Origin of the sequence: Streptomyces sp. NPDC017940 (assembly GCF_044328435.1) — a bacterium.
Classification (GTDB): Bacteria; Actinomycetota; Actinomycetes; order Streptomycetales; family Streptomycetaceae; genus Streptomyces.
This window is the reverse complement of record NZ_JBIRHJ010000002.1, coordinates 1,025,260-1,041,273: the sequence shown is the minus strand read 5'-3', so window position 1 is coordinate 1,041,273 and position 16,014 is coordinate 1,025,260. Positions and strand designations below refer to the sequence as shown.

Below are 16,014 nucleotides of genomic sequence, written 5' to 3'. Positions count from 1 at the left end.
GCCCCGCACGCTGTGGGTGGTCTCCCTCGGAGGGCGGGCGTGGCACGCCCGGCCTCCGAACCGACGGGCGGTAGCCGCCGATGTCGGGAGGTTCGGCGGCCGGTGTGGGAAGGCAGTCAGCCGCGGTGGGTAGGAGGGGCGGATAGCCTGTTGAGCGGCGGTAGGGTCAGTTACCGGAGCAGACGGTCTGGCTGCCGTAGTCGCGGCACTGGATCTGCTTGGTCGCGGTGCCGGCGTTGCTTGCCCGGTCGGTGACCGTGAGTTCCGCCGTGTAGGTCTTCTGACCTGCGGGGTAGGTGTTTTTGGCGGTCCTGCCCTCGCCGGCCTTGCCGTCGCCGAACTTCCAGGCGTACGAGGCGATGTCACCGTCCTTGTCGGTGGAGCGGGAGGCGTCGAAGGTGCACGCGTCGTTCCAGCAGGAGACGGTGAACCGGGCCACCGGCGGCTCGCCCGCCGGCTTGCCGACGGTCACCTTCCTGGTGACGGTTCCGGTCTTGCCGCTGTTGTCGGTCACCGTCAGCTTGACCTCGTACGCACCGGCCTTGTCGTAGGTGTGCGACGGCTTGGCACCCTCGCCGGCCGTGCCGTCACCGAACTCCCACGCATAGGAGGAGATCGAGCCGTCCGAGTCCTTTGACGCGGACGCGTCGAAGGCGCACGTCGTGTTGGCCTCCGAGCAGGTCGATGTGAACTCCGCGGTCGGCTTGCCCGGGTCCGCCGGGGCACCGAGCCCGGTCACGTTGAGGAACTTGTTGGGCGAGCCCGTGCCCGGGTTGGTGACCACGCCGTCCCGTGCGGCGGCGATCACCGCGTCGGTGGCCTGCGTGCTGCTCGCCCTCGGGTTGTTCTCCAGGTAGAGGGCCAGCGCGCCGGCGGCGTGCGGGGCGGCCATGGAGGTGCCGCCCATGGTGGTCTTGCCTGTGTCGGAGCTGTTACTGGCAGAGGTGATGTTGCCGCCGGGGGCGAACAGGTCGATACAGCGGCCGTAGTTGGAGAAGCTGGACCGCGCGTTGTTGCTGTCGGTGGAGCCGAGCGACAGCGCCTCGGGCGTGTCACCGGGCGAGGTGCCGCACGCGTCCTGGTTGGCGTTGCCCGCCGAGATCGCGGTCGGGAATCCCGCCTGCACAGCTCGCTTGGTCGCGTCCCGCATGCCCTGCGGGTCGGCGTTCGGGCCGCCGGAGCCGAGACTCATGTTGATGACGCCGGGCTTCTTGCCGTTCTTGACGACCCAGTCGATGCCCTCGATGGTGTCCGCGTCGGGACCACTGCCCCGGCAATCGAGCACCCGTACGGCGACGATCTTGGCCTTCTTGGCGACGCCGTACTCCTTGCCGGCGATGGTGCCGGCCACGTGCGTGCCGTGGCCGAAGCAGTCGGCGGCATCGGTGTCGTTGTCCAGGAAGTCGTAGCCGGACGAGGCCCGGCCCTCGAAGGTCTGGTGCGAGAACCGGGCGCCCGAGTCGATGACGTACGCGGTGACACCCGCGCCCGTGCCCGGGTAGTTGTACGCCTTGTCCTGCTTGCCGTCCACGGCGTCCAAGCCCCAGGATGGCGGGTTGGGTTGGCTGCCGCCTTCGGTCGCGTGCACCATCAAGGACTGCTGCACGTAGGCCACGTCGGGGTCCGCCGCCAGCCGCTTGGCCTGGACGGGTGTCATCCTGGCAGAGAAGCCGCGCAGAGCCGCGGTGTAGATCCGATCGGCGTCGCCGCCGTAGCGGTCGGTGAGTCGGTCGGCCTGCTCGGTGACGGCGGTCTCGGCGGCCGCGGAGGCCGAGGTGGAGCCCTTGAGTGAGACGATGTACAGGCCGTCGATGGCACCGGGGGCCCCGGCGTTGATGACCCTTCCTTCGGCGGCCGGGCCGCCGCTGTCCTCAGTGGCCTGGGCGGGAGCGCCAGCCATGGCCAGCGCGGCGGTGACGGCGAGCCCGGTACAACATGCCGTCAACCAACGGTAGGTCCTGTTCGCGGTTCTCATCCTGGGTGTGTCTGCCTTTCCGTCTCGGTGGAGCGCGGGGTACTTCGGTGGGACGCCGGCCGTGCACGGCGCACAGTCGGCGACAACGGACGGACAGCCGAGGACGGGCGGAAGATGCCGAAGCCCGCTCGTGCCGCTCGCCGCGAGGGTCTGCGAGAGGGACGCGTCCGCGAAGGAGACGGGCGCGCCCCGGCCCCGATCGGCTGCCGGGAGCAGACGGCCAGCCGCCGTGGTGAGGTGCTCGAGCGCTCGCACGGTGCGAGCGGGCCCGGTGGGAAGAGAAGGCGGTGCGTAGCGCGTCTGCCTGTCCCGCGCCGAGGCTCATGGCCTGGGCGAGGTCGCCGACGGCGGCGCTCGCCATCACGGTGCCGACCGTCGCGGACACTGTCGCGGCGGCAGCGACCCGGCACAGCGTCGCCCGCTGCCTGTTCCGTGCTGTTGTCCATCGCCTCCGGTCTGAGGCGCCGCTCGGCCCGATGTGTGGTCGGGCCGAACGAGGAGTCCGCCACCAACGCCGTCGAGTGATGTGGGAGGTACGACGACGCCGGCTGACGGGCCTACCTTGACGGTGTGTGGGGGCCACTAGCAATCCGTGTCGCGCTCCGTATCGCGGGGAGTCAGAACGTCGCCGGTCTGGCAGCCGGCGTGCCCGGTGCCTCGCACGGCTCCCTCGTCGGATCCGCGCACAGGGTGACGAGGGCGGCAAGTGAGGTAACGGCGTGCGGCGTCCGGCAGATGAATCCTGCGGATCGCGGGCGTATTCTCGGCCAGACAGCGGACCCTGGAGTCACCACGTGTCATTCCCGGCGGATACCGAAGGCGCCAGGGACCTCCAGCGTTCCCATCGCGCCTCCATTACGAACTGACCGGCCTGAACGGCTTGGTGGAGGGAGAACCCACGGGCCAGAGGGGGTGGTTCGGCGTGTGTCAGAGGCGCCTACGACGACGTCCTCATCCAACACCTGCACCCGGGGCGGCCCGTCCGGCCGTACAGCAGGTCGGGAGAGGGCAAGCACCGGGTCCACCAGTTCGGCTCGGCCGCCAACGACCCCGGCCGCTTCCCACACCTGACCCAGGACGGTGCGCCGATCCCGGACTGGCACGGACACGAGAGCGTGGACCACGGCGGCGACAGGGGCGCCCACAGCTCCCGTACCGCCCCGGGTGCCTCACTCTTCCTCCAGTCCCCTACTAGGCGGTTTCGTTTGGATCAGCGGGCGGACCAGGGGAAGATGCCTGCTACGTGAAGTCCGGCGAGGTAGATGGTCGCGGTCTTCTCGTAGCGAGTGGCGATGCCGCGCCACTGTTTGAGGCGGTTGATGCACCGGTCGACGGTGTCGCGCTGCTTGTATGCCTGGCGGTCGAAGGCTGGCGGGTCCTGTTCTACCTGATGCCGCCGTTGGGATGGCCGGCCCTCAGCGTCCTCGTGGCCGTCGCAGGGCTGTGGATGACCGCGTTGACAGCGAGCAGGCTCACCGCGGCTGTGTTCCCTCCGGGCTTCCGCACGCCGCGCTCGCCGAACTCTATGGCACCGCCCGCTCAATGCGGCGCAACTGGGATGCACGGCCTCGACTTCGACCACTACGTCCCGCTCGCCGGAAGCTGGGACTCCAAGTAGGCGGAGTTGGGCTGGACGCATCAGCCAGCAGGTCCCGCTGGCAGGCGCAGGGCTGGTGGGAGACGGGGTGGCACCCGGTCCGGTGACGTTGGGGGCTATCTGGCCACAGGCGGGGCATCCAACGCCACGACGTTGCATCTGATGCAACCGCTTGGGGTGTGGGATGAACGGGGCGAAGCTACCGGGTGCGATCTGGCTGGTGCGGGCGGACAACGTGCGCGCGCTGGATCCGGCCCCGGCGCTGCGCGGCTGGGAACAGCAGCAGCAAAGCAGGCTGCTGACACGGAAGACGATCAGTGACCGGCTGAGTCTGGTGCGGCGGTTCGCCGCGTTCACGGGCACCTACCCGTGGGACTGGACGCCGGAGGATGTCGAGGCGTACTTCTCCGGCCCGCTCTCGTGCGGGGAGGTGGTGTGGTCCACGGTCCGCGGGCAGCAAGGCGACCTGGAGATGTTCCGCGCCTTCATCACCGATCCGCGCTACGGGTGGGCGGCGGCGTGCCTGGAGGAGTTCGGCCGGTTTCCGGTCCAGGTGTGTCACGACTGGCGGGGCCCGCCATGAGTACGAGAACAGGTAGCGCCCTCACACCCTGAACAAGATCGTTCGCACGATAACCGCTGTTCCCCGAGGCCGGAATACCGCAGGTTTTGAATACCGCCGCCCGCCAGCTAGGGCGAGCAGCTGGTCTGCGAAGGAACGCGAGGCCTACGCCAACGACCTCGAACGCGACCCGGCTACACCAACGGTTGCAACGCCACGGCCGCATCGGAATCGAAGAGCGGCCTTATGACGCTGCTAGCAGGCCCCGAGGCTGTGCGCGGCCCCGGGGCCTGTCCCGTGCTACACGTGTTACAGGTCCAGGACGGCGCGCAGGGTAGGCTGGGTGGGAACCGCGCGCCCTGGCGAGTCGTCCTGGCAGACGTGGACCCCATGAGCACAGTCGCTATTGGCGCGAGCAAGGCAGCGGGCACGGCAGCCGGAAAAGCCTTGTCTTCCAGGTCAGGCCGGGTTCAGTTCGCGGGGCGCGAGGAGCGCCGTCAGGTGTACTACAACTACAGCCGCTCCGCGATGCGGCTTTTCACTGAGGTTGACATCCTCCGGTCCTACGGTCCGGCACGGTTGTGGGCGCTGCGCCAAACGCAGCGCGGCCGTTTCACGCCGCTCCTCGCCGACCTGTTCAACGCCCGCAACGAGTTGATCACCGTATGCAATCCGCAGCCCGGTTGGGCGTGCATCCAGTTGGAGTGGCACCTGGAGGTGGCCGTTGGTCGATTCTGGCTTGACGGCTACTACGACCGGGACATCTGGCGTGAGACGAACGACATGTTGGCCCTATACCTCATGACCGTTCGCCATGACCTCGTGAACGTGCCGCGACTTTGGCAGATATGGCGACCGGAGTGGTGGAAGCTGCGCGCTCAATCCAGACGCACTGAGAAGAAGCAACGTAAGAAGGTGGAGGAGCGCATGCGAGTTGAGAAGGAGCGCAAAGAAGAGACCCACCGCAGACGCGAAGCGGAAAGCAACGCCTGAGGGGCTACCCCCCGATGAGGAGCTAAGAGGTCGTTTTCTCCTGTTGTTTCATCCCGTGATGGCCGTGATGGGGATTTGATCCGGTGGTGTCGGGTCACACCAGGAGACGGTGATCTCGCCGGTGCGGCGACGGGCCATGAAGTCGGTCATGGCGAGGTGGATCATCGCTTTCGAGCGGACCGGGAGGGCTTCGTGGTCGCGGGCCAGGCGGCGGTGGAGCATCAGCCAACCGTAGGTCCGCTCGACTGCCCAACGTTTCGGAATTGGGGTGCGGCCCCTGGTCCCGGGAGCGCGGGCGGTGATCTCCCTGTTGATGCCCAGGGAGGCGGCATGCTCGATGAAATGCTTGCGGTAGCCGCCGTCGACCCAGACCATTCGCAGGCCGGGCTGGTCGATGGGTCCTAGCTGAGCACCTGGGCACCGGCCGCGGTGACCAGCACCGCCAGCAACAGCCCAAGCGCGTCGGTCACGATGCTCCGTTAACGGCCCACGATCTAATGGGCGGTAGTTGGGCTGTTGAGGGCCCCTTCCCTCCGTCGGCTGCTGGCGTCAGCACAACGTCCGCGCACGATCGGGGCCTTGAGTCCTCAAAGAAGACTGACGTGTGCTGACGCTCGCAGTCGGCGATACGGTCACGAGTGCACGCTGGAGAGCACATACCTGGGCTCATCGAGGGGTTCCGGCGGTGCCGGACCTGCCGTAGCGAGCGGGACAAGGCCCGCGAGGTCCACCCCGGCGATGTGACTTTTCGTGACTGATGAGAGGGTCGGGCGGGTGAGTGAGACGCCGAAGAACACCTTGCAATACCGCTTTGACGGGCCAGAAGACGCCCCAGTCCTGATCTTGGGTCCCTCACTGGGTACCACATGGCACATGTGGGACCGGCAGGTGCCCGAGCTGAGCAAGCACTGGCGGGTGTTCCGCTTCGACATGCCGGGGCACGGCGGTGCCCCCGCCCACTCCGTGGACTCCGTCGGGGAGCTGGCCGCCCGGCTGCTCGGCACCCTCGACCAGCTGGGGGTGCAGCGCTTCGGGTACGCGGGCTGCGCGCTCGGCGGCGCGATCGGCGCGGAGCTGGCGCTGCGGTACCCGCACCGCGTCGCCTCGCTGGCGCTGATCGCCACGTCGCCGCGGTTCGGCACCGCCGACGAGTTCCGGCAGCGCGGCGTCATCGTCCGCACCAACGGCCTCGACCCCATCGCCCGCAGCTCGCCCGAGCGCTGGTTCACGCCCGGCTTCGCCGCCGCGCAGCCCGCCATCACCGACTGGGCCGTGCAGATGGTGCGCACGACCGACCCCGGCTGCTACATCGCCGCCTGCGAGGCGCTCGCCGCCTTCGACATCCGTCCCGAGCTCGCCAGCATAGGAGTGCCGACGCTCGTCCTGGTCGGCTCCGAGGACCAGGTGACGGGGCAGGCCGAGGCCCGCACCCTGGTCGCGGGCATCCCCGACGCCCGCCTCGCCGTGGTGCCCGGCGCCTCCCACCTGGCCCCCGTGGAACAGCCCGTCGCGGTCACCGACCTCCTCGTACGCCACTTCACCAGCGCCTGGCAGGCCGCCCCCGACGCGCTCGCCACCGGGCAGCACGCCATCGTGGCGCCGCCCGTCAAGCCGGTGCTCGCACCGCCGCCCGCCGCACCCCTCGCCGAGGTGGCGTCGGCCGAGCAGCCCGAGGCCACGGACAGCCGCTCCGACCTGTACGCGGCGGGCATGAAGGTACGCCGTGAGGTACTCGGCGACGCCCACGTCGACCGGGCGTTCGCCACCGCCGACGAGTTCTCGCAGGACTTCCAGGACCTGGTCACCCGCTACGCGTGGGGCGAGGTCTGGAACCGCCAGGGCCTCGACCGCCGCACCCGCAGCTGCGTCACGCTCACGGCCCTCGTCGCCGGCGGCCACCAGGAGGAGCTGGCCTTCCACACCCGGGCCGCGCTCCGCAACGGCCTCACCCCCGCAGAGATCAAGGAAGTGCTCCTGCACACCGCGGTGTACTGCGGCGTCCCCGCCGCCAACAGCGCCTTCCGCGTCGCCCAGCAGGTGATCCGCGAGGAGACCACCCCCCAGGAGTAGCCCCGCGGCACCCTCGGGGCCGCACCCGGCGGCCCCGAGGAGCAGGATGGGAGGCATGACGACGTCTCGTATCGAGCTCACGAAGAAGTCCCACGCCTGTGTGCGCCTGGAGAAGGACGGCCGGAGCCTCGTCATCGACCCCGGCGGCTTCAGCGAGCAGGACGCGGCGGTGGGCGCCGAAGCGATCCTTGTCACCCACGAGCACCCCGACCACTACGACGAGGGCCGGCTGCGCGCCGCCCTCGAAGCCGATCCGGCCACCGAGATCTGGACCCTCGCCTCCGTCGCCGACCGGATCTCCACCGCCTTCCCCGGCCGCGTGCGCACCGTCGGCCACGGCGACACGTTCACGGCCGCCGGGTTCGACGTCCAGGTCCACGGCGAACTGCACGCCGTGATCCACCCCGACCTGCCGCGCGTCACCAACGTCGGCTACCTCCTGGACGGCACCGTCTTCCACCCCGGCGACGCCTTCACGGTGCCCGAGCACCCCGTGGAGACGCTGTTCGTTCCCGTCATGGCGCCCTGGAACAAGATCGCCGAGGTGATCGAGTACATCCGCGCGGTCGGGCCGCAGCGCGCCTACGACATCCACGACGCCCTCCTCACGGACCTGGCACGCCCCGTCTACGACGCGCACGTGGGCCGCCTCGGCGGAGCCGACCACGTGCGGCTCGCGCCGGGGGAGTCCGCCGGGCTGTGAGGGGCGGGGCAGGCGGCGGACCGGGGGCTGTCAGTGGTGCCGGGTAGGTTGGGGACCATGCGGATTGCCACCTGGAACGTGAACTCGATCACCGCCCGTCTGCCCCGGCTCCTGGCCTGGCTGGAGAAGAGCGGCACGGACGTGCTGTGCGTCCAGGAGACCAAGTGCACCCTGGAGCAGTTCCCCACCGATGCCCTGCGCGAGCTGGGGTACGAGTCGGCGGTCAACGCCACCGGCCGGTGGAACGGCGTGGCGGTGATCTCCCGCGTCGGCCTCGACGACGTCACGCCCGGCCTGCCCGAAGGACCCGGCTACGACGGCGCGCAGGAGCCCCGCGCCATCGCCGCGACCTGCGGCCCGGCCCGCGTCTGGTCGGTGTACGTGCCGAACGGACGCGAGGTCGACCACGCGCACTACGCCTACAAGCTCGCCTGGTTCGAGGCCCTGAAGACCGCCGTCACGGACGACGCCGCGGGCCCCCGCCCCTTCGCCGTCCTCGGTGACTACAACGTCGCGCCGACGGACGACGACGTCTGGGACCCCTCCCTCTTCGAGGGCGCCACCCACGTCACCCCCGCGGAGCGCGCCGCCCTCGCCGCCCTCCGCGAGACCGGCCTCCACGACGTCGTCCCCCGCCCCCTGAAGTACGACCACCCCTTCACGTACTGGGACTACCGCGGGCTCGGCTTCCCCAAGAACAAGGGCATGCGCATCGACCTCGTCTACGGGAACGGGGCGTTCTCCAAGGCCGTGACCGACGCGTACGTGGACCGCGAGGAGCGCAAGGGGAAGGGGGCTTCCGACCATGCGCCCGTGGTGGTGGACCTGGACGTCTGAGGCGCCGCCGCGCGGGGTGGACGTCGATCGCGCTGCGTGCTCGTCCGCAAACGCCGGACGGGCCGCACCCACCCGCGCCCGGGGCTGAGCCCACCCTCCCCGCGTCCGGTGTTCGACGACAGCGTGTGCGAAAAGTGAAGCACCGTCAGGTGGCCGTCGGTGAGAGCGGCTTGGACCCGGGCCCGGTCGCGTGCACGACGGGCCCCGCGTCGGCCACCCGCACACCAGTGCCAGGATGGCGTCATGCATCTCTACGATGAGTGCCTGACCGTCCACTGAACTGCCGCGAGATACATTCCCTGGTACGCGGATCCGCCGTCCGGCCGCCCGGCGCTCCCGGGGCCGCCGGGCACCCCACGGAGAGGCACTGGTCATGAACATTCCGTTCCTGGACAAGTGGCGCAAGCGGCGCCCGAGCGAGCCGGACGTGCGGCTCGCCACGGCCTTCGAGGACGATCCGGGCGGGGTGGCCGACCTCCTTTCCGAGTGTGAGCTGCTGCGCTCGCAGGCGACCGCCGCCGGTCTGGAACTGGACGACTCACCGGGTTCGCTCACGGCCCTCGACCAGCTGCCGCCGCACTGGCGCGACGACGCGGAGTCGCTGCCGGGGTTCGGCAACGACGCGGGCCTCTATCTGGGCACCGTGCTCGTGCGGACCGTGCCTGGCGCGGTCTGGCACGTGCCGCCCGGCGGCACCCCCGTGGTGCGCCTCGCCTCGGGCCGGGAGATCCAGGTGGTCGCGGCGGGCCTCGACTGGGCGGTGCAGGGAACACCCGAGTTGTCACAGGTCTACGCCGAGGCGTCGGAGACATAGCCGACGCCGAGGTGTCGAACACATGGCCAGGAGGCGACAGAGCCTCAAATACGGTTAATGCCCCTAAGTGCGTGTCGTCCCATAAGTCCCGTTTTCGCGTGGATAGTTTGCGCTGACCGACACAGCTGAGCATGGGCAGGTCCGGGCATGACCGTCGATCCGTTGATCGAGCTGCGTGACGTGAACAAGTACTACGGGGAGCTCCATGTCCTCCAGGACATCGACCTCACCGTCGCCAAGGGAGAGGTGGTCGTGGTCATCGGCCCCTCGGGGTCGGGAAAGTCGACGCTCTGCCGGACCATCAACCGCCTGGAGACCATCCAGTCGGGACAGATCCGGCTCGACGGACAGCCACTGCCCGAGGAGGGCAAGGCCCTCGCCCGGCTCCGCGCCGAAGTGGGCATGGTCTTCCAGTCGTTCAACCTCTTCGCGCACAAGACCGTGCTCCAGAACGTCTCCATGGGGCAGGTCAAGGTCAGGGGCCGCAAGAAGGACGAGGCGGACCTGCGCTCCCGGGAGCTCCTGGAGCGCGTCGGCCTGCTCGCGCACGCGGCGAAGTACCCCGCGCAGCTCTCCGGCGGCCAGCAGCAGCGCGTGGCCATCGCCCGCGCGCTCGCCATGGACCCCAAGGTCATGCTCTTCGACGAGCCGACGTCGGCCCTCGACCCGGAAATGATCAACGAGGTCCTCGAAGTCATGCGGCAGCTCGCGCGTGAGGGCATGACGATGGTCGTCGTCACCCACGAGATGGGCTTCGCCCGTTCGGCGGCCAACCGCGTCGTCTTCATGGCCGACGGCCGCGTCGTGGAGGACCGGGCGCCCGAGGACTTCTTCACCCGGCCGGAGAGCGAACGCGCCAGGGACTTCCTCTCCAAGATCCTCAAGCACTGACGGGGGCCGGCATGCTCCGTACGACACGTCTGTTCACCGCGCTCGTCCTCACCGCCCTGGCCACCGCCGCCTGCGGCAAGGAGGGCAGCCCCCCGACCAAGGGCCCCGCCGCGGGGAAGCTGCCCACGTACCGGGTGGCGAAGGACTTCCGCCTGCCGCAGTCCGGCACCTGGCGCAGGGCCGAGAGCCGCGGCCGGTTCGTGGTCGGCGCCAAGGAGGACCAGCCCTACCTCGGCGAGAAGGACCCGGCGAGCGGCCGCTACTCCGGCTTCGACATCGAGATCGCCAAGATGATCTCGGCCTCCCTCGGTCTCGACCCGGACCGGATCTCGTTCAGGACGATCGCCTCCGCCAACCGCGAGACCGCGTTGCAGAACGGGCAGATCGACTTCTACGTCGGCACCTACACCATCAACGACAACCGCAAGAAGCTCGTCGGCTTCGGGGGCCCCTACTACATGGCGGGGCAGGGCCTGCTCGTGCGGCACGACGAGGACGACATCAAGGGCCCGCGGGACCTCGCGGGCAAGAAGGTGTGCTCCGCCGCGGGCTCCACGCCCTACCAGCGCATCCAGAAGGACTACCCGAAGGCGACGCTCGTCGCGTACGACACGTACTCCGTGTGTGTCGACAATCTGCTGACCTATCAGGTCGACGCCGTCACCACCGACGACGCGATCCTCATCGGGTACGCCGCCAAGGTGCCCGACGAGCTGAAGCTGGTCGGCAAGCCCTTCTCCGAGGAGCCGTACGGCATCGGCGTACCCCGTGGCGACAACGCGCTCAGGCTCGCCGTCGACGACGCCCTCGCCGCCCGCGAGAAGAACGGCGACTGGAAGAAGGCCTACGACGCGACCCTCGGCCTCTCCGGCGTCCCGGCGCCAAAACCCCCGCCCATCGACCGCTATCCGGCGAGCTGAGGAGGCGTCATGGACGTACTGACCGACAACTTCTCCACCTTCGGCGACGGCTTCGTCGGCACCCTCGAACTGACCGTGTACGCCTCGCTGCTCGCGCTCGCCCTCGGCTTCCTCATGGCCTCCTTCCGGGTGGCGCCCGTCGGCTCCTTCCGGCTGTTCGGCGCCGTGTGGGTGGCGGTCCTGCGGAACACCCCGCTGACGCTGCTCTTCTTCGCCGTGCTCCTCGGCCTGCCGCGGTTCGGGCTCGTGCTGCCCTTCAAGGTGTTCGCGGTGCTCGCCCTCGGCTGCTACACCTCGGCGTTCATCTGCGAGGCGCTGCGCTCGGGCATCAACACGGTGCCGCGGGGGCAGGGCGAGGCCGCCCGCAGCCTCGGCATGACCTTCGGTCAGACGCTGTCCGCCGTGGTCCTGCCGCAGGCCTTCAGATCGGTGATCGCACCGGTCGGCTCCACGCTCATCGCGCTCGCCAAGAACTCCGCCATCGCGGGCGCCTTCAGCGTCACCGAACTCCTCGGCACGTACAAGACGCTGAACGAACTCGGCTACAGCATCATCTGGACCTTCGTCTGGATCGCCCTCGGCTACCTCATCATCACCCTGGCCATCAGCGCCGTCTTCCACATCCTCGAAAAGCGCTGGGGAGTCGCCCGATGACCGCCACCGCCGCCGCTCCGGCCCCCGCCCCCGAGGCCACCGCCCTCTACGACATCCCCGGCCCGAGGACCCGCCGCAGGCATCTGCTCTACGGCGTCCTGTCGACCGTCCTGATCGTCGCTCTCGTCTGCTGGGCCGTGTACCTGCTGTTCGACACGGACCAGTTCACCCGTACCAAGTGGTCGCCCTTCGAGTACCGGGGCATCCAGGAACTGCTCCTGCGGGGGCTCGGCAACACCCTGAAGGCGTTCGCGATCTCCGCGGTGCTCGCGCTCGCCCTCGGTGCGCTCCTGGCCACCGGGCGCCTCTCGGAGCACCGGCCGGTCCGCTGGGCAGCCACCGTCGTCGTGGAGTTCTTCCGCGCGATGCCCGTGCTCGTGATGATCTTCTTCGTCTTCGTGGCGCTGAAGGTCCAGCTGCTGCCGGCCCTTGTCGCCGGGCTCACGCTCTACAACGGTTCCGTGCTCGCCGAGGTGTTCCGCTCCGGCATCAACTCGGTGGAGCGCGGGCAGAGGGAGGCCGCCTACGCGCTGGGCATGAGAAAGACGCAGGTCATGTCGTACGTCCTGGTGCCGCAGGCGGTGCGGGCCATGTTGCCCGCCATCATCAGCCAGTTGGTCGTGGCCCTGAAGGACACCTCGCTCGGCTATCTGATCACCTATGAGGAGTTCCTCCACGCCGGGAAGCTCATCGCGTCGAATCTCGACTACGATCTGCCTTTCATCCCCGTGGTCATGGTGATCTCACCGATCTACATCGGGATGTGCATGTTGCTTTCGTGGTTCGCCCACCGGGTGTCCAAGCGTCAGCAGCGCAGTCCCAAGACAGAGGCCGTGGATGTCGCCCCGGCCGAACCAGGGACGCTGCTGCCGGGCGGGGGCCCTCCCAGGGCCCCAGGCCCCTGACGGGAGCAGCAGCTGGAGGGCCAGGCCCGCCCGGCAGCAGCCGGAGATCACTGCTCGCGCAGGGGGATCGACACGTACGACGGGTCGGTCTCCGGCGAGGAGAAGGTCAGCTGCGCGCCGGACGGGTTGTGCTCGGCGTAGAGCGGGTCGACCGTGTCGACGACCAGGGCGAGCCTGTGCCCCGCGGGGACGTCGTAGGCCGTGGAGAACAGCTCCAGGTCGACGGTGAACGGCTTGCCGGGAGTCCTGCCGTGGAAGGTGTACGGCGCGTTGCTGACCAGCTTGCCGAGGCCGAGCGGGCCCACGTCGTAGAGGTGGGCGATGAGGGTTCCGCTCTCCTTGGTGCTGGTGAGCGTGGTGTGCAGCTTCGCCGTGCCCCGCACCCGCTCCTCCCGCGCGGCCCGCTCGGACTGCCACACGGCCGCGTAGCGGCGCGGCAGCAGCGGGATCGACGCCACCGGCGGCAGCTTCAGGAACTGGTCGAGGGCGTTGGAGAGCAGCACGAGGCCGCCGTTGGCGCCGGAGTCGACGTTCGTGTCCACGGTCGCGCCGTCCGCGAGGTCGAGCTTCCTGCTGGTCGCGCCGACCGACTTCCAGTCCGGGTAGCCCTCGTAGCCGCCCGTGGAACGCGACTTGAGCTGGACCGGCTGCTCCTGGTCGATGCCGTTGCGCTGGCCCTTGAGGTAGCGGTCGAACCAGCGCCGCGTGTTCGTCCAGGTGTCGTTGGGCAGGCCGAGCAGTCCGGTCGCCTCCGACGTGGCGTGGTCGCCGGGGCGGAACTCCAGGCGCTTCGGGCCCGTCAGCTTCTCGTAGAGGCCCGCGTACTGGTTGGGCGGGAAGACGGTGTCGCCCCAGGCGTTGGCGAGCAGGATCGCGGCGCCGTTCTTGTTGAGGCGGTCGAGATAGGTCGCGGGGGAGCGTTTGGCGCCCCACGCGAGCATGTCGGGCTCCTTGTCGAGGTTGGAGGCGAGGAAGTCCTTGAGGATGGTGCGGAGCTCGGCGCTGGGGCGGCCGGTGAGCTGCCCGGCGCCACCGAGCAGCGCGGCCGCCTGGAGGTGCTGGGTGCGTCCGCTGTAGATGGAGCCGACGAGGTCGCCCCAGCCGCTGAGGGCGCCCACGGCCTTGACCCGCTTGTCGTGCGCGGCGGCCAGGAGGCTGATGCCCGCGCCGTAGCTGACGCCCGCCATGCCGACCTTGTCGGGGTCCGCTGGGGTGTTCTCCAGGGCCCAGTCGATGACCTTGGAGGCGTCGGCGATGTCCTCGGGGCCGCCGACCTCGATCTCGCCGCCGGACTGCCAGAAGCCGCGGGAGTTGTAGCTGACCACGACGTAGCCGGTCGCCGCGAGCTTCTTGGCCTGCGCGAGGTACTCGATCTGCGGCACCGCCCAGCTGGTGGGCAGCACGATGACCGGGTGTCTCGCGCCGCTCCCCGCGTCCGCGGGGGCGACGACGTTGGCGGCCAGCCTCGTGCCGCCGTCCCCGGCTATGTCGACGAAACGGACGCTCGTGGCGGCGGCCGCCGGCGCCGCCTGCGCGGTGGGGGTGAGGCCGAACGCGGCGCCGGCGACAAGCGTCGCCGACGCCGCGCCCACAGCAGTCGTACGCAGACCTCTGCGCTCTGTTCCCACGGGTCACTCCTCACTCGTGCCAGTGCAAAGTGACCCGACGGTAACCGCGCGGACTTACCTCCGGTAACCCGTCGGTAAGTTACGTACGGGTAACGATAGGTGCGTGCTTAAGTCCCCTGCCCGGGTACGGGGCCTCAGCGCACCGCGCTCCTGCCCTGCCAGTCCGCCCACGACAGGTTCCACTCGCCGTAGCCGTTGCCCGGGTCCGGCACGCCCTTGGAGCCGGAGCCCGAGACCTCGAACGGGTCGCCGACCTGGACCTGGCCGTACAGCCAAGAGGCGTTGGAGGTGCTCATGCCGACGCAGCCGGAGCTGTGGTTGGTGTTGCCGAAGAAGGCGGCGTTCCAGGGCGCCGCGTGGGCGTACATGCCCGACCAGGTCAGCCGCATCGAGTAGTCGACCATCTTGTTGTAGCTGTCTCCGAGGCCGACGGTCTCGGAGCGCATGTTGATCGTGCCCTCCTTGGACATCAGGACCGACGTGCCGCCCCAGGAGGCCTTCTCGCCGCCCGGCGTGCCCGCGGACATCGGCACCGTCCTGACCGCCCTGCCGTCCCGCGTCAGCGTCGCCGTCTTGCGGTCCAGGTCGACCTTGACGACCTGGTCGCGGCCCACGGTGACGGCGGTGTCGTAGTCGCGTACGAACCAGCCGCCCCGCTCGCCCGAGTCGATGCCGTTCAGCTGGGCGTCGAGGCGCACCTTCGTACCGGACTTCCAGTACTTCTCGGGGCGCCAGTCGACGCGGTCCTTGCCGTCGTAGTTCTTGATCCAGCCCCAGGAGCCCGTGGTGTTGTTCGACGTGCTGACCTCGAGGTGCTTCTCCACCTCGGCCTTGTTCGTGACCGGGTGGTCGAAGACGATCGAGAGCGGCTGGCCGACGCCGACGGTCTTGAGATTGCTGCCCGGCGTGATGGTGACCTTGTTGACCTGCTCGGGCGCGGCCGTCCTGAAGGACCGCTTCGCCTCGCCGCCCTTGTCGGTGACGGCCCGCACGCTGTAGCTCGTGCCCGGGGCCGCCCTGCGCGCGGAGGTCCAGGTGCGGCCGTCGGCGGCGACCTCGCCGGCCAGCTTCGTCCCCTCGGCGTCGGCGACCGCGACGTCCTTCAGGCGGGTGTCCCCGGTGGTGAGCCGCACGGTGACGGGGACGCCCGCCCTGGCCTTGTCACCGGTGAGGTTCACGGAGACCTTGGGCTTCTCGGCCGCCTTGGAGTCACCGCCGGAACCGCCGTCGGAGCAGGCGGACAGGGTCGCAGCGAGGACCGCGACGCCCGCGACGGCGACGTGGCGGGGGCGTGCGGAGCGGTGGCTCGAAGAGCTCGGTGACCTGCGGGACCTCAAGGAAACGTACCTCCGTGCGAATGTTCACTGCCTGCCCGGAGAGAGAGTGCGGACGGTCCGTAGGGGTTGCCCGGTGCCCGGAAATTGCCGACTACGTCACATTAGCGGCATTGGTGGTATACGTGACG

The 16,014-nt window shown here is 69.5% G+C and carries 13 protein-coding genes and 2 pseudogenes; 10 read left to right on the top strand and 5 right to left on the bottom strand.

The features are described 5' to 3' along the window. Positions 1 to 166: 166 nt before the first annotated feature. Complete coding sequence (locus tag ACH4DX_RS10020) at positions 167 to 1,945, bottom strand: S8 family serine peptidase (RefSeq protein ID WP_398154721.1); 1,779 nt, start codon at positions 1,943 to 1,945, stop codon at positions 167 to 169. Positions 1,946 to 3,185: 1,240 nt separating this feature from the next. Beyond that, positions 3,186 to 3,350: pseudogene (locus tag ACH4DX_RS10015) on the bottom strand (IS5/IS1182 family transposase); the annotation flags it as partial. 406 nt (positions 3,351 to 3,756) lie between these two features. On the opposite strand from ACH4DX_RS10015, the gene ACH4DX_RS10010 reads away from it, so the two are divergent. Continuing rightward, positions 3,757 to 4,155 carry a hypothetical protein gene (locus ACH4DX_RS10010; RefSeq protein WP_398154720.1) on the top strand — a complete coding sequence of 133 codons (399 nt, stop codon included), beginning with the start codon at positions 3,757 to 3,759 and terminating at the stop codon, positions 4,153 to 4,155. Between the two features lie 369 nt (positions 4,156 to 4,524). Continuing rightward, positions 4,525 to 5,127, top strand: coding sequence for a hypothetical protein (locus ACH4DX_RS10005; RefSeq protein WP_398154719.1), 603 nt, complete (start codon positions 4,525 to 4,527; stop codon positions 5,125 to 5,127). A gap of 48 nt (positions 5,128 to 5,175) precedes the next feature. Here ACH4DX_RS10005 and ACH4DX_RS10000 read toward each other — a convergent pair. After that, a pseudogene (locus ACH4DX_RS10000) lies at positions 5,176 to 5,606 on the bottom strand (transposase); the annotation flags it as partial. Positions 5,607 to 5,901: 295 nt separating this feature from the next. Between ACH4DX_RS10000 and pcaC the strand changes: the two are divergent. From pcaC to ACH4DX_RS09960, 8 genes are all read left to right on the top strand, one after another. Beyond that, positions 5,902 to 7,197, top strand: a complete 1,296-nt coding sequence (gene pcaC / locus ACH4DX_RS09995; protein ID WP_398154718.1) for a 4-carboxymuconolactone decarboxylase — start codon at positions 5,902 to 5,904, stop codon at positions 7,195 to 7,197. A 70-nt stretch (positions 7,198 to 7,267) separates the two neighbouring features. Further along, positions 7,268 to 7,900: an MBL fold metallo-hydrolase gene (locus ACH4DX_RS09990; RefSeq protein ID WP_398154777.1), complete on the top strand. Its 633-nt coding sequence runs from the start codon at positions 7,268 to 7,270 to the stop codon at positions 7,898 to 7,900. Between the two features lie 57 nt (positions 7,901 to 7,957). Next, on the top strand, positions 7,958 to 8,737 hold the full coding sequence (locus tag ACH4DX_RS09985) for an exodeoxyribonuclease III (protein ID WP_398115100.1): 780 nt from the start codon (positions 7,958 to 7,960) through the stop codon (positions 8,735 to 8,737). A 373-nt stretch (positions 8,738 to 9,110) separates the two neighbouring features. After that, on the top strand, positions 9,111 to 9,551 hold the full coding sequence (locus ACH4DX_RS09980) for a DUF6278 family protein (RefSeq protein WP_398154717.1): 441 nt from the start codon (positions 9,111 to 9,113) through the stop codon (positions 9,549 to 9,551). Positions 9,552 to 9,698: 147 nt separating this feature from the next. After that, a complete protein-coding gene (locus ACH4DX_RS09975) occupies positions 9,699 to 10,442 on the top strand; it encodes an amino acid ABC transporter ATP-binding protein (RefSeq protein ID WP_398154716.1) in 744 nt (247 codons plus the stop codon). Between the two features lie 11 nt (positions 10,443 to 10,453). Then, the gene (locus ACH4DX_RS09970) at positions 10,454 to 11,362 is read left to right on the top strand and encodes a glutamate ABC transporter substrate-binding protein (protein ID WP_398154715.1); all 909 of its coding nucleotides are present in this window, start codon (positions 10,454 to 10,456) and stop codon (positions 11,360 to 11,362) included. A 9-nt stretch (positions 11,363 to 11,371) separates the two neighbouring features. After that, complete coding sequence (locus ACH4DX_RS09965; protein ID WP_398115092.1) at positions 11,372 to 12,016, top strand: amino acid ABC transporter permease; 645 nt, start codon at positions 11,372 to 11,374, stop codon at positions 12,014 to 12,016. Further along, positions 12,013 to 12,921, top strand: coding sequence for an amino acid ABC transporter permease (locus tag ACH4DX_RS09960; RefSeq protein ID WP_398154714.1), 909 nt, complete (start codon positions 12,013 to 12,015; stop codon positions 12,919 to 12,921). The genes ACH4DX_RS09965 and ACH4DX_RS09960 overlap by 4 nt, the downstream gene beginning before the upstream one ends. A gap of 47 nt (positions 12,922 to 12,968) precedes the next feature. On the opposite strand, the gene ACH4DX_RS09955 is transcribed toward ACH4DX_RS09960, so the two are convergent. Continuing rightward, positions 12,969 to 14,549, bottom strand: coding sequence for a CocE/NonD family hydrolase (locus ACH4DX_RS09955; RefSeq protein ID WP_398154713.1), 1,581 nt, complete (start codon positions 14,547 to 14,549; stop codon positions 12,969 to 12,971). Positions 14,550 to 14,683: 134 nt separating this feature from the next. Next, complete coding sequence (locus ACH4DX_RS09950; protein WP_398154712.1) at positions 14,684 to 15,886, bottom strand: Ig-like domain-containing protein; 1,203 nt, start codon at positions 15,884 to 15,886, stop codon at positions 14,684 to 14,686. Positions 15,887 to 16,014 lie beyond the last annotated feature (128 nt).